Raw genomic sequence first — 12,594 nt, 5'->3', positions numbered from 1 at the left:
GCCGTGGTTACGGGCGCCATGGGCCCTCGGATGCGGGAACATCGCTCGGCGGCGGCGATTTCCTCATCAGAGGAGACCGCCATGCCGCAAACCCCCGCCGACGACGGACGCCTGCAGAGCCCAGGCCGCCGGAAGAACGCCGCCGAACCGCTGGACGCCGCCAAGGACAACGACGGTGCGGAGCGCTATCCCGAGCCCCGCAGCTTCGACACCGATACGCCGCCCGGCGGTCACATGGGTTCGGCCGGCGACCCCGCCGAAGGCAAGCGCGACTAGAGCTTGCGGACGAACTCGGCGCGCAGCACCAGCCCCTTGATGGCCTCGTGCCGGCAGTCGATCTCCTGCTCGTCGCCGGTCAGGCGGATCGACTTGATCACCGTGCCGCGCTTCAGGGTCTGGCCGGCGCCCTTGACCTTCAGGTCCTTGACCAGGGTCACGCTGTCGCCGTCGGCGAGCAGGTTGCCGACCGCATCGCGCACCTCGACCTGCTGCGACGCCGCGGTGTTGGCTGCCGCCTCTGCGGCGCTCACCCACTCGCCGGTGGTTTCGTCATAGACGAACTCGTCGCCGCTCTCGCTCATGCCGCCTCGCAATACTGGTCGGCGCTGGCTTAAAGCCTCGGGGCGGCCAGGGCCAGCCTCCTGGCGCAGGCCGGCCTCTCCCCCTAAGGTTCGCGCCGTTTCGAGTGTCGGGGGAGCGTGCAAGTGACCGAACAAGGCGTCGAGGTCTGGAGCGGCGGCGTCAACACCTGGGAATGCGACGAGATGGGTCACCTGAACGTCCGCTTCTGGGTCGCCAAGGCCCAGGAGGGGCTGGCCGGGCTCGCCGCGCTGCTGGGCATGCCGCGCGCCTTCGCCCGTGACGGCGAGTCGACCCTGGTCGTACGCGAGCAGCACATCCGCTTCCTGCGCGAAGCCAAGGCCGGCGCCTCGCTGCACATGACCGGCGGCGTCGTGTCGATGGGCGAGCACGACGCGCGGCTGCTGCTGGTCATCCGCCACCTCGACGGCCAGCCGGCCGCGACCTTCCAGCTGGTCGTCGATCACGCCACCGCCCGCGAACTGCGCCCCTTCCCCTGGCCGCAGCGCCTGCGCGAGCGAGCCGCGGAGATGACGGTCGAGATTCCGGCCTTCGCCGCCGCGCGCAGCATCGACCTCTCGCCCGTCGTCGCCACCGCATCGCTGCCGCGCGCCGACGAACTGGGCCTGAAGCGGATCGGCCTTGGCGTCATCGGCCCGGCCGAGTGCGACGTGTTCGGCCGCATGCGGCCCGAGATCTTCATCGGCCGCGTCTCGGACGGGGTCGGGCGGCTGTTCGGCGACGTCCGGCCCGGCCCGGCCGACGGCGATCCGGAGGCGCGGATCGGCGGGGCGGTGCTGGAATATCGCGTGCTGCACCTCGACTGGCCGCAGGCCGGCGACGGCGTCGAACTGCGCTCGGGCTTCGCCGGCTGCGACGCGCGCACCCGCCGGGTCATGCACTGGATGGTCGATCCGCAGAGTGGCCGGCCCTGGGCCAGCGCCGAGGCGGTCGTGGTCTCGTTCGACCTCGACCGGCGCAAGGTCGTCGACATCTCGGAAGCGGCGCAGGCGGCGTTCCGCGCCGCCTCGCCGGCCGGGATCGCGCTCTAGGCCACCGCGTCCCGCAGCGCGGCGTGGACCAGGTCCGGCCGCTCCATCGGCAGGAAGTGGCTCGTGCCGGGCACGGTCTCGACCTGGATGCGGCCGGCGGCGACCAGGGCGTCCAGCTTGGGATCCTCGCGGCAGGTCGAGCCCTCCTCGGCCCGCAGGATCCGAATCGGGACCTGGGCCTGCTCGAAGGCGCCCCAGGTGTCGTGGGCGTGCGAGGCGAAGTTGGACGCCTCCCACTCCGGCGCGCAGGAGAGCTCGACCTGGCCGTCCTCGCGCTCACGGAAGCCGTCGGCGACATAGTCGGCCAGCATCTCGCCCTGCCAGGTCCGGAACGCCCCGCGGCCGGTGTAGGCGGCGACCACAGCCGCCTTGTCGGGAAACACCGACCGACGTCGCAAGGCGCCCTGCACCAGCGGCGAGTTGCTCACCTGGCTCGGGTCGACCGGTCCGGCCGCCGGCATCACCACCGGATCGAACAGCACCACGCGGCGCACGCGGTCGGCGGCCAGCGCCTGGGCCAGCACGCAGGCGGTGCCGCCCATCGAGTGGCCGGCCAGCACCACGTCGCGGACGTCGAGGGTCTGCAGCAGCGCCAGCAGGTCGTCGCGCAGGCCGTTCCACGAGGTCCGTCCGACGGTTTCGGCCGGCAGGGTCGAGCGGCCATGCCCGCGCTGGTCGACCGCCAGGATCCGCAGGTCCTCGGCCAGCGGCGCAAGAATTGTGCGATAGGTGCGCGCATTGAAGCCATTGGCGTGAACGAAGACGATGTCGACCGGTCGGCCCGGATCGCCGAAGTCCAGCGCCGCCATCGCGCCGCCGCGATCCTTCAGGTCGATCAGGCGCGCGCGCGGCGCCTCCGCCAAAGCCGATTCCATTGCAAAACCCTCCGCCGACCGCCGATCTGGGCCGGTCACCCCCTCGAAACCACATTGACGCGCGGTTCGACAACACCCTCCAAGCCCTTGGTTTTCGGGGGGATGGGGGCAAGGGTTGCAAAAGTGATCACGAGGGCGTGAATTAAAGCCTTGCCCTGAGCGCCAAGCCGGGCATATTCCGAAGCAGCGCAGCGATGTTCCCCGTCAGGGTCGCCTCGTTGAGCCGCTTCTAACCTCCGTTTCCAGGGGACCCAGGGACATGACCACCGAAATCCTTCGCAAGCTGCTCGTCGCCGGCGCCGCCGTCGCCGCTCTGTCCGTCGCCGCTTGCGGCAAGCCGGCTGAAAAGGCCGCTGACACCGCCGAAGCCACCGCCGAAACCGCGACCGACGCCGCCGCCACCGCGACCGACGCCGCCGCCACCGCCGCTGACGCCGCTGCCGACGCCACGAAGGCCGCTGGCGACGCGACCGCCGCTGCCGCCGCTGCTCCGGCCGACGCCGCTGCCGCCGCTGCTGCTCCGGCTGCTCCGGCTGCCGACGCCGCTGCCGCTCCGGCCGCGAAGTAAGTCTTACGAACGCATCCGCGTTCTTAAGCGAAGGGCCGCCCTCCCGGGCGGCCCTTTTCTTTTGCGCGTTATAACGGCGCGATGAGCGACGAATCTCCCCTCGCCTGGACCGACGACGGTCAGCCGCGGTCGCGCCTGTATGGCGACGTCTATTTCTCGGCTGAGGACGGCCTGGCCGAATCCCGCGCGGTGTTCCTGCAAGGCTGCGGCCTGCCGGACGCCTGGGCCGGGCGCACCCGCTTCACGGTCGGCGAGCTGGGCTTCGGCACCGGCCTCAACATCCTGGCCCTGCTCGACCTCTGGCGGACCAACGCCCCGTCCGGCGCGCATCTCCACGTCTTCAGCGTCGAGGCCCACTCGATCACCGCCGACGAGGCCGCTCGCGCCCTGTCGCGCTGGCCCGAGCTCGCGGACCTGGCGGCGCTGCTGGTCGCCCGCTGGCCCGGCCGCGCCCGCGGCTTCCATCGAATCGACCTGCCCGAGGTCGCCGCGACCATCGACCTGGCGGTGATGGACGTCGAAACCGCGCTCTCCGCATGGTCCGGCCAGGCCGACGCCTGGTTCCTCGACGGCTTTTCGCCCGCGCTGAACCCGGCCATGTGGCGCGAGGAAATCCTCGCCCTGGTCGCCGCCCGCTCGGCCCCCGGCGCCCGCGCCGCCACCTTCACCGTCGCCGGCGCCGTGCGCCGCGGCCTGGCCGCCGCCGGCTTCGCGGTCGACAAGCGTCCTGGCTTTGGCCGCAAGCGCGAACGGCTGGAGGCGCAGATGCCGGGCGAGCCCGTCCCGCGCCCGCCTCGCCGCGTCGCGATTGTCGGGGCCGGCATCGCCGGGGCCAGCGCCGCCCGCGCCCTGCGCGCGCTCGGTTGCGAGCCCATAGTGCTCGACGCCGACGGCCCTGGCGCCGGCGCGTCCGGCAACCCCGCCGCCCTGGTGACGCCGCGGCTCGACGCCGGGCTCGGCCCGCTGGCCGCGCTGTTCGCCCAGGCGCTCGGCCGCGCTGGGCGGCTCTATGAAGCCCTGCCCGGCGCCGTCCTGGCCCGCAGCGTCCTGCAGATCGCCGGCGACGAGCGCGACGTCGCCCGCTTCGCCAAGATCGCCGCCTCGGACCTCTTCGAACCCGGCGCCCTGGTCCCGCTCGACGCGGCCGAAACCACGGCCCGCCTGGGCGAGCTTTCGACCGCCCCGGCTCTCGATCTGGCCGCCGCCCTGGTGGTGGTGCCAGCCGCCATCCTCGCCGCCTGGAGCCCGCAGGTCGTCCGCGCCGAGGTGGCCCAAGTCGTCCCCGCCCCGGCGTGCGTCGTCCTGCGCGATTCGGCGGGCGGCACGATTGTGGAGGCCGACGCGGTAATCCTGACGATAGGACCCGCTATCGGCGCGTTGCTGGACGGCCTGCCGATCGCGCCGGTCCGCGGCCAGGCCAGTTGGACCGACGCCGCGACCACCGGGCAGGCCGCGGCCTGGGGCGGCTATGCGGTCCCGACCCGCACGGGCCTGCTGTTCGGCGCCACCCACGACCGGGGCGAGACCGGGACCGACGTCCGTGCCGACGACCACGGCCGCAACCTCGCCACCCTCGCCGCCGCCCTGCCCGGCCTCGCTGCGCAGATCGACGACGGCGCGCTGCAGGGCCGCGCCTCGGTCCGCGCCACGACGCCCGACCACCTGCCGCTGGCAGGCCCCGCGCCGGGCCTGGACGGCGTCTACGTGCTGAGCGGGCTCGGGTCGCGCGGCTTCTGCCTGGCGCCGCTGTTGGCCGAGCACGTCGCGGCCCTGGCGCTCGGGGCGCCTTCGCCGCTGCCCGCGCCGCTTGCCGACCTCGTCGCGCCCGACCGATTCCACAGGCGCGCAGCACGCAAAGGTCGTAATCTCGCCAGCGAGACCGCTAAAGGAGCGTGACCATGATCCGGGCCTTTCTCGGCGCAGTGGGGGCGTTGGCCCTGGCCGGCTGCACCACTCCGCCGGTTTCGGACGCCGCCGTCGCCGCCAGCAGTTCGGCCCGCAGCTGCTTCTGGGCCAACAACGCCAACGGATTCAACGCCGTGGACGAGACCACGGTCTATGTCCGGGTCGGGGTTCGCGACGTCTATCGGCTCGACCTCTTCGCGCGCTGCCCCGACGTCGACTGGAACCAGGCCATCGCGCTGTTCTCGCGCGGCGGCAATTCGATCTGCTCGGGCCTCGACGCCTCGATCATCACCAAGGGCCCGTTCGGCCCCCAGCGCTGCGAAGTGCGCACGGTCACCAAGCTGACCCCGGAAGAGGCCGCCGCGCTGCCGCCCAAATCCAAGCCTTGAAACGAAAAAGCGGGCGCCGCCTTCGAGGGGGCGACGCCCGCAGTACGGCCCTACGCGTCGCCGCGCCGGCCGGAGGCTCGCATCAGAAGCGCTTCTTCAGCGCCACTGCATAGACGCGGCCCAGCGGGTTTCCGCTGCCCGGGTCGTAGTTGTACTGGGTGCCGATCGCGAACGGCGGGTCCTCGTCGAAGATGTTCTGGACCGTCAGCGTCGCGGTCGTGTCCCACGGCAGTTCGGCCCGATAGGTCAGGTCGTGCTGCCAGTACTCGTCGATTTTGATCGACTGCTTCAGCGCCGCAGCGAGGGCGATCGAGTTGGTCTCCACCTGGGTGGTCGAGGACACGTGGCGGATCTGCCAGCGGAGGTTATGCATGCCGCTGGACCAGTTCACGAAGGCGTTCGCCCGCAGCCTGTTGTAGCCGGTGAACAGCGAGGCGCGGTAGGTGCCGGCCCGCTTCTGGACGCCCGCCGCATTCGAGGGGAAACCCTCGATGTCGTAGGGCTCTTCATCGAACTTGAGCAGGTAGGTGCCGTCGAACCCGGCGCTGAGGGCGCCGTTGAACAGCTCCCCGACGTCGAGGTTGGCCTGGAAGTCCACGCCCGACGTCTTCACGCCGCCGCCGTTGATGTACTGGGTGCGGTACGAGAGGATGTTGGCCCGACCGCAGTTGCCGCCGGTGAAGGTGAACCGCGCCTGGACGGCGGCGTAGGCCGCGTTGCCGCAGTTGCCGGTCGCCGAGCCGCCCGGGAACATGACGTTCAGCAGGTCGGCGGTGGCTTCCGAGGTGAGCGGATCTTCGAAGTCGAAGTCCCAGTAGTCGATGGTCGCGCGGAAGTTGGAGAATTCGACCACGCCGCCGATGTTGTAGGTGAAGGCGGTTTCCGGCTCGAGGTTCGGGTTGCCGTAGAGGTCGTTGGCCCGGTAGGTGCCGTTGGCGTTGGTCAGGTTACGCGCGAAGTTGGTGGTGGTCAGGGTCGCCGCCGGCGCGCGGTAGGTGGTGCCGACCGAGCCGCGGAACGCCAGCCAATCCAGTGCTTGCCAGCGGACCGAGGCCTTCGGGTTGAAGGTGTCGCCCTGGCTCTCGTAGGTCTCGTAGCGTCCGGCCAGCGTCAGCTCGAGGCCGTCGGCGATCGGGATCAGGGTTTCGGCGAACACCGAGCTGATCTTCCGGTTCACGTCGTAAGGCCGCAGGTTGGCGTTGAACAGGAACGGGCCGTTCGCCGTGGTCGGGCAGAACGGCGAGCCGTCGCCGTAGGGCGGGCTGTCGACGCAGGGCGTGGCGTTGGCGTCGTAGAAGACGTCCGGGTCCTGGATCGTGCGGTCGTAACGGTACTGCGCGCCGGCCGCCCAGGCGATGTTGCCGCCGCCGATGTCCCACGGCAGTTCGCCGTTGAAGACCACGTCGGCCACGAACAGCTCGGACGAGATCTCGTTGCGCTGCTTCTCGTCCATCCAGGCGACCACCGCCCCGCGATTGGCGGCCGCGTCGTTGAAGCCGGGGATGGTGCTGTTGGCCACGTAGAAGGGGTTGGCTCCGACCTGCGCCAGGCTCTGGTCGAAGGCGTTGGTGAACGGGTTGAAGAAGAAGCAGCCGAGCGCGGCGTTGCCGGCGTTGGTGGTGAAGTTGTTGGTCTCAGCCGCCGTACACTGGTCGGCGTTGCCATCGCGGCTGCCGAAGCCGCGAAGGGCCATCTGCAGCCGGTTAACCGACAGATCCTCGAGGTTGTAGTTGTAGTCCTGCTTCTGCCAGGTCAGGGCGACGTCGAAGCCGATGTCGTTGAAGATCTTGCCCTTGAAGCCGCCCGCCACCCGGGCCGTATCCACCTTGTAGGAATAGTGGGCGTGCCGGTCGTCGGTATACGGGTTGCCGCCAAAGCCGATCGGGCGCCAGACGCTCTGGCTGGTCGCCAAGCCGTTGGCCAGGGCGCTGGCCACGCCCGCCCGCGCCAGGGCCAGGCCCGCCGCGCAGCTGGCGGCGTCGACGCCGTAGGGAAGCACCGTACCCGTGCAGTTGGCCGCGTTGATCTGCGAGACCAGGGCCAGCAGGCCGGGGTTGGTGTTCGGAATGTAGAAGTTCGACTGCTCGCCGGTGCCGGTCGCCGGGATCGGCGAGACGCCGCCGCCGGCCGAGCCGCCGGAAGCCAGGATCGGCGCCGGGAACTGGTTCGGCCCGGTCACGGCCCAGCTTTGCAGCGGGGTCTCATGCATCGCGTACAGCACCTCGATGTTGGCGCTGAGGGTGTCGGTGATGTCGAAGTTGAACTTCCCGTAGGCCTGGTAGTGGTGCTCGTCCTCCACCAGGTTGTCGAAGGTCGTGTACTGGAAGTTACAGACCCCGCTATTGGGGACGACCGTGCGGGTCCCGATCAGGGTGGTGAGGCTGTAAGGGGCGCCGCCGTTGGCCGCGCAGCCGATGTCGGGCAGCACGCCATTGAAGCTCGCCGCGGTGAAGCCGGTGTTCGGCGAACCGGTCGGGGTGGTGGTCGCATAGGTGTAGCCGCCCGGGTTGCCGGTCGCGGCCCAGCCGCCGAGCGGGTTCTCCAGGAAGCCGTCGACGCCGGTGCGAATGGCCCAGTCGCGCTCGAAGATCGGCATCTCGGAGCGGGCGCGATAGCCCAGGGTGATCAGGGCGTCGGCGTTGTCCCACTTCTTGCCCCAGGCGAGCGAAGCCTCGTAGTCGCCGTCCGAGCCATCAATGAACTGGTACTGGCCGCTGAACTCGAAACCGTCCAGATCGGTGCGGGTGATGAAGTTGACCACGCCGCCGATGGCGTCGGAGCCGTAGGTCGCGGCCGCGCCGTCCTTCAGCACTTCCACCCGGCCGATGGCCGCCGTGGGCAGCAGGTTGATGTCCACCGCGTTCAGGCCCTGCGGCGAGACGGGGACGCGGCGGCCGTTGAACAGCACCAGGGTGCGGCTGCCGGTGACGGCGGAGTTCAGGCTGCGCAGGTTCACCGTGGCGGCGCCGGAGCCAGAGCCGAAGCGGTTGTTCTCGCCGATCACCGCCCCGGAGGACGGGATGGTCTTGATGAACTGGACCATGGTCGGCGAACCGCGGGCCTCAAGCTCCTTGGAGCCGATGACGTCGACCGGCAGCGCTGCATTTTCGGGCGTGCCGGCGATGAACGAGCCGGTGACAACCACCTCCTCGACGGTGGAGGCCTGGGCGTAGGCTGAACTGTTGGCTGAAATTGCCAGGACGACGGCCAATAGCGAGCCGCCGCAGAAATAACTGCTCTTCAACATTGGTTTCCTTCCCCCTCGAGAGCCGCCCCCGTCTGGTGCGGTGGCTTTTGACTCATGAGCAGAAAGATCATCGAACGGGCCCGCGGGCTCCGCCACTATTTTTCAGCTTCGCAACATACTGTTGTCTTGAACCGGGCAGCGCACGGCCGGCGGTAGTGATCAGCGTTCATAAACCGCTGATAAGCGGACGGTTTTCCAGATCGGAGAACGCCGATCCTTTAGATTTCAACGGTTTCACTGCATTTCAGGTCGCGCGGCGGCGGCGCGGCGGCGCGGCCGGCGTCCAGGGCGTAACGCCGGCCGGACGGCTGACGTCACGGCAAGTTGAGGCGTAACTGTTGCACGAAAGCCCCGTTTTGGAGGGTCTCCGGAGCGCCCTATGGCCACGCGTACCCCACACAAGACAAAACGCCGCCCCCTTTCGGGGACGGCGCCTGCCTAAGCGAACTTCGTTTGAAGCTTAGAAGCGCTTCTTCGCCGAGATGGCGAACACGCGGCCCAGCGGGTTCGCGCTGGAGGGGTCGTAGTTGTACTGGGTACCGATCGCGAACGGCGGCTCTTCGTCGAACACGTTCTGAACCGTCATGGTCAGAGTCGTGTCCCACGGCAGTTCGGCCCGATAGGTCAGGTCGTGCTGCCAGTATTCCGGGATCTTCGTCGTCGTCTTGGTGGCGAGCGCCAGGCCGATCGAGTTCGATTCCGTCTGGTTGACCGAGCTGATGAAGCGGGTCTGCCAGCGCAGGTTATGAATGCCGCTGCTCCAGTTCACCCACGCGTTGGCGCGCAGTTGGTTGTAGCCGGTGAAGATCGACGCGCGGTAGGTGCCCGCACGTTCCTGGGTGCCGCGGCCCGGAGCCGGGACGCCTTCGATCAGGTAGGGATCTTCGTCGTACTGGATCAGGTAGCTGCCGTCGAAGCCGGTGGTCAGCGCGCCTTCGAACAGGTCGCCCACGTCCAGGCTGGCCTGGAAGTCGACGCCCGAGGTCTTCACCTTGCCGCCGTTGATATACTTCGTGCGGTACGACTGGACGTTGGCGCGGCCGCAGCCCAGGTCAGTGAAGGTGAAGCGCGAGCGCAGAGCCACATAGGCCGGATCGGTGCTCGTGCAGACGTTCGCGCCCGTGGCCGGGAACGCGGCGGCCAGCATGTCGGTGGCGCTTTCCAGGATCAGCTGGTCTTCGAAGTCGAAGCTCCAGTAGTCGATCGTGGCGCGGAACGCCCCGAGCTTGGCCATGGCGCCGACGCTGTAGGTGAAGGCGGTTTCCGGATCCAGGTCCGGGTTGCCGTACTGGTCGTTGGCGCGCCACGTGCCGTTGGCGTTGGTCAGACCGCGGGTGAAGTTCGTGGTCGTGATGATCGCCGACGGAGCGCGGTAGGTGGTGCCGACCGAGCCGCGCAGGGCCAGCCAGTCCAGGGCCTGCCAGCGCAGCGACGCCTTCGGATTGAAGGTCTCGCCTTGGCCCGCATAGTACTCGTAGCGGGCGGCCAGGGTCAGCTCGAGGTCGTCGGTGATCGGCAGCAGGGTTTCAGCGAAGACCGAGCTGATTTCACGCGAGACGTTGTACTGAGCCAGGTTGGCGTTGAACAGGTACGGACCGGTGGGGACCAGGCAGTAGGGCTGGCCGTCGCCGAACGGAACCGAGTCCACGCAGGGCGTCGCGTTGACGTCATGCAGCACTTCGGGGTTTTGGCGATACTGGTCGTAGCGGTACTGGGCGCCGGCCGCCCACTTGACCTGACCACCGCCCAGTTCGAACGGCAGGTCGCCGTTCAGAACGATGTCGGCGACGAACAGGCGGGTCGACATCTTGTTGACCAGACGCTCGTCCATCCAGTCGACGACCTCGTTGCGGGCCGCGACGGCTTCGTTGAAGCCCGGGATGGTGCTCGAACCGATGTAGAACGGGTTCGACGGGACGTCCGACAGGCTCTGCTCGAAGCCGTTCGAGAACGGATTGAAGTAGTAGCAGCCCATCGCCGCGTTACCGGCGTTGGTCTGCCAGTTGTTCGTCTCGGCGGCCGTACACTGGTCGGCCGCGCCAGCCCGGCTGGCGAAGCCGCGCAGGCCCTGCTGCAGGCGGTTGACCGAGATGTCTTCCTGCACGCGGGTGTAGTCTTGCTGCTGGTAGGTCAGCGCGCCGTCCCAGTTGATGCCGAAGGGCAGTTCGCCCTTGAAGCCGCCCGACACCCGGAAGGTGTCGACCTTGTAGGAATAGTGGGCGTGCTTGTCTTCAGTGTACGGGTTGCCGCCGAAGCCGATCGGGCGCCAGGCCGTCTGGCTGGCCGCGACGCCATTGGTCGCCGCCGTCGCCACCGCGGCGCGCGCCGCGTTCAGCGCCGTCTGGCAGCTGGCCGCGTCGATGCCGTAGGGCAGCACCGTGCCGGCGCAGTTGGCGCCGTTGACTTGGCTGATCAGCGCAGCCAGGCCAGGGTTGCTGGCCGGGATGTAGAAGCGGCCCTGGTCCGAAGGCGCCAGCGCCGGGATCGGCGAGGTGCCGCCGGCCGCCAGCGGGGTCGGGAACTGGTTCGGCCCGGTCACAGCCCAGCTTTGGTTGGGCGTGTCGTGCATGGCGTAGAGCACTTCGATGTTGGCCGACAGGGTGTCGGTGATGTCGAAGTTGAACTTGCCGTAGGCTTGGAAGTGCTCTTCTTCCTCAACCAGGTTGTCGAACACCGTGTACTGGAACTGACACGAGTTGGCGTCGGGGTTGAGCTGACGCAGGCCGATCACGGCCGAGATGTTGTAGGGCGCGCCGCCGTTGGCCGCGCAGCCGATGTCCGGCAGGCCGGCGCCGAGCGTCGCGCTGGCGAAGCCGCCATTGATCCCAGGCGTGATCGAAGAGATCACGTTGTACTGACCGGGGTTGCCGGTGCTGGCCCAGCCGCCCAGCGGGTTTTGCAGGAAGCCGTCGACGCCGGTGCGCAGCGCCCAGTCGCGTTCCTGGATCGGCAGCACCGAACGGTGGCGGTAGCCGACCGTGATCAGCGCGTCGGCGCTGTCCCACTTCTTGCCCCAGGCCAGGTTGGCTTCGTAGTCGCCGTCCGAGCCATCTATGAACTGGTATTGTCCGCTGAACTCGAAGCCGTCGAGATCGGTGCGGGTGATGAAGTTGACGACGCCGCCGATGGCGTCAGAGCCGTAGGTCGCGGCCGCGCCGTCCTTCAGCACTTCCACCCGGCCGATCGCGGCCGTCGGCAGCAGGTTCACGTCGACCGAGTTGAGGCTCTGCGGCGAGACCGGCACGCGCCGGCCGTTGAACAGAACCAGGGTCCGCGAACCGGTGCTCGGCGAGTTCAGGTTGCGCAGGTTGACCGTCGCCGCGCCCGACCCCGAGCCGAAACGGTTGTTTTCGCCGATCACCGCCCCTGAGGAGGGGATGGTCTTGATCAGCTGGACCATGGTGGGCGACCCGCGCGCCTCCATTTCCTTCGAGCCGATGACATCCACCGGCAGAGCGGCGTCTTCAGGCGTCCCGGCGATGAATGAGCCGGTGACGACCACCTCCTCTACCGTAGAGCCGCCGTCCTGGGCAGCGGCCGTTCCCGACACGCCGAACGCCAGGGCGACGGCCAATAGCGACCCGCCGCAGAAATATCTGCTCTTCAACATAAGTGTTTCCTTTCCCCCTCGAACGCGCGCGGCGATTGAAATGCCGCGTTTGTCTATGTCCGAGTATGGCGATCATCGACGCAGATGAGCCAAGACGCCAGAGCGTTGTCGCGATCGTTACAAACTTGAAACGCGATGCAATTCAGCGCATATTTTTGACAGAACCGAGAGTTTTGACGGTCAACCGCATACCGCAATCAGTAAATTTTGATCACTCAAGAATAATACTTACTAAGTCATTGGTTTTACGTATTTTCCGGACTTCTAAACCGATCCAAACGACGCCCGGATCAAACCGGTGCTTCGAATAACTCGCTGCGCGGTGGAGTCCGGCGGGTCTTCCACCCTGCGGTAGGTGTGGCGCCGGCG

The 12,594-nt window shown here is 68.5% G+C and carries 9 protein-coding genes; 5 read left to right on the top strand and 4 right to left on the bottom strand.

Going from position 1 to position 12,594, the window contains the following annotated elements:
• The first annotated feature begins 81 nt into the window (after positions 1-81).
• Complete coding sequence (locus ACSQ2H_RS02435; protein WP_436059881.1) at positions 82-276, top strand: hypothetical protein; 195 nt, start codon at positions 82-84, stop codon at positions 274-276.
• On the opposite strand, the gene ACSQ2H_RS02430 is transcribed toward ACSQ2H_RS02435, so the two are convergent.
• The gene (locus ACSQ2H_RS02430; RefSeq protein WP_436063535.1) at positions 273-479 is read right to left on the bottom strand and encodes an alkylphosphonate utilization protein; all 207 of its coding nucleotides are present in this window, start codon (positions 477-479) and stop codon (positions 273-275) included. The genes ACSQ2H_RS02435 and ACSQ2H_RS02430 overlap by 4 nt on opposite strands.
• 225 nt (positions 480-704) lie before the next feature.
• Here ACSQ2H_RS02430 and ACSQ2H_RS02425 point away from each other — a divergent pair, with 225 nt between their 5' ends.
• Positions 705-1,631 carry a thioesterase family protein gene (locus ACSQ2H_RS02425; RefSeq protein ID WP_436059880.1) on the top strand — a complete coding sequence of 309 codons (927 nt, stop codon included), beginning with the start codon at positions 705-707 and terminating at the stop codon, positions 1,629-1,631.
• Here ACSQ2H_RS02425 and ACSQ2H_RS02420 read toward each other — a convergent pair.
• Positions 1,628-2,506 carry an alpha/beta fold hydrolase gene (locus ACSQ2H_RS02420; RefSeq protein ID WP_436059879.1) on the bottom strand — a complete coding sequence of 293 codons (879 nt, stop codon included), beginning with the start codon at positions 2,504-2,506 and terminating at the stop codon, positions 1,628-1,630. The two genes, ACSQ2H_RS02425 and ACSQ2H_RS02420, sit on opposite strands and share 4 nt — an antisense overlap.
• A gap of 259 nt (positions 2,507-2,765) precedes the next feature.
• Here ACSQ2H_RS02420 and ACSQ2H_RS02415 point away from each other — a divergent pair, with 259 nt between their 5' ends.
• The 3 genes from ACSQ2H_RS02415 to ACSQ2H_RS02405 all read left to right on the top strand — a co-directional run bounded on the left by ACSQ2H_RS02415 (position 2,766) and on the right by ACSQ2H_RS02405 (position 5,368).
• Positions 2,766-3,074 (top strand): hypothetical protein, encoded by a 309-nt coding sequence (locus ACSQ2H_RS02415; RefSeq protein ID WP_183776471.1) that lies wholly within the window; start codon positions 2,766-2,768, stop codon positions 3,072-3,074.
• Positions 3,075-3,155: 81 nt separating this feature from the next.
• On the top strand, positions 3,156-4,970 hold the full coding sequence (mnmD, locus tag ACSQ2H_RS02410) for a tRNA (5-methylaminomethyl-2-thiouridine)(34)-methyltransferase MnmD (protein ID WP_436059878.1): 1,815 nt from the start codon (positions 3,156-3,158) through the stop codon (positions 4,968-4,970).
• A gap of 2 nt (positions 4,971-4,972) precedes the next feature.
• A complete protein-coding gene (locus ACSQ2H_RS02405) occupies positions 4,973-5,368 on the top strand; it encodes a DUF6491 family protein (RefSeq protein WP_436059877.1) in 396 nt (131 codons plus the stop codon).
• 82 nt (positions 5,369-5,450) lie between these two features.
• Here ACSQ2H_RS02405 and ACSQ2H_RS02400 read toward each other — a convergent pair whose 3' ends face one another.
• Both ACSQ2H_RS02400 and ACSQ2H_RS02395 read right to left on the bottom strand, forming a co-directional pair.
• Positions 5,451-8,615 (bottom strand): TonB-dependent receptor domain-containing protein, encoded by a 3,165-nt coding sequence (locus ACSQ2H_RS02400; RefSeq protein WP_436059876.1) that lies wholly within the window; start codon positions 8,613-8,615, stop codon positions 5,451-5,453.
• 460 nt (positions 8,616-9,075) lie between these two features.
• On the bottom strand, positions 9,076-12,225 hold the full coding sequence (locus tag ACSQ2H_RS02395) for a TonB-dependent receptor domain-containing protein (protein ID WP_436059875.1): 3,150 nt from the start codon (positions 12,223-12,225) through the stop codon (positions 9,076-9,078).
• Positions 12,226-12,594 lie beyond the last annotated feature (369 nt).

The organism is Phenylobacterium sp. LjRoot97, assembly GCF_964254345.1.
GTDB lineage: Bacteria > Pseudomonadota > Alphaproteobacteria > Caulobacterales > Caulobacteraceae > Phenylobacterium.
The sequence above is the reverse complement of the archived record's forward strand: the minus strand, read 5'-3'. Positions and strand labels throughout refer to the sequence as shown.

Bases quoted from the DNA above. Each gene is read 5' to 3' on its own strand.
- ACSQ2H_RS02395 (WP_436059875.1), bottom strand. From the start codon at position 12,225: ATGTTGAAGAGCAGATATTTCTGCGGCGGGTCGCTATTGGCCGTCGCC.
- ACSQ2H_RS02405 (WP_436059877.1), top strand. From the start codon at position 4,973: ATGATCCGGGCCTTTCTCGGCGCAGTGGGGGCGTTGGCCCTGGCCGGC.
- ACSQ2H_RS02400 (WP_436059876.1), bottom strand. From the start codon at position 8,615: ATGTTGAAGAGCAGTTATTTCTGCGGCGGCTCGCTATTGGCCGTCGTC.
- ACSQ2H_RS02435 (WP_436059881.1), top strand. From the start codon at position 82: ATGCCGCAAACCCCCGCCGACGACGGACGCCTGCAGAGCCCAGGCCGC.
- ACSQ2H_RS02420 (WP_436059879.1), bottom strand. From the start codon at position 2,506: ATGGAATCGGCTTTGGCGGAGGCGCCGCGCGCGCGCCTGATCGACCTG.
- ACSQ2H_RS02415 (WP_183776471.1), top strand. From the start codon at position 2,766: ATGACCACCGAAATCCTTCGCAAGCTGCTCGTCGCCGGCGCCGCCGTC.
- mnmD (WP_436059878.1), top strand. From the start codon at position 3,156: ATGAGCGACGAATCTCCCCTCGCCTGGACCGACGACGGTCAGCCGCGG.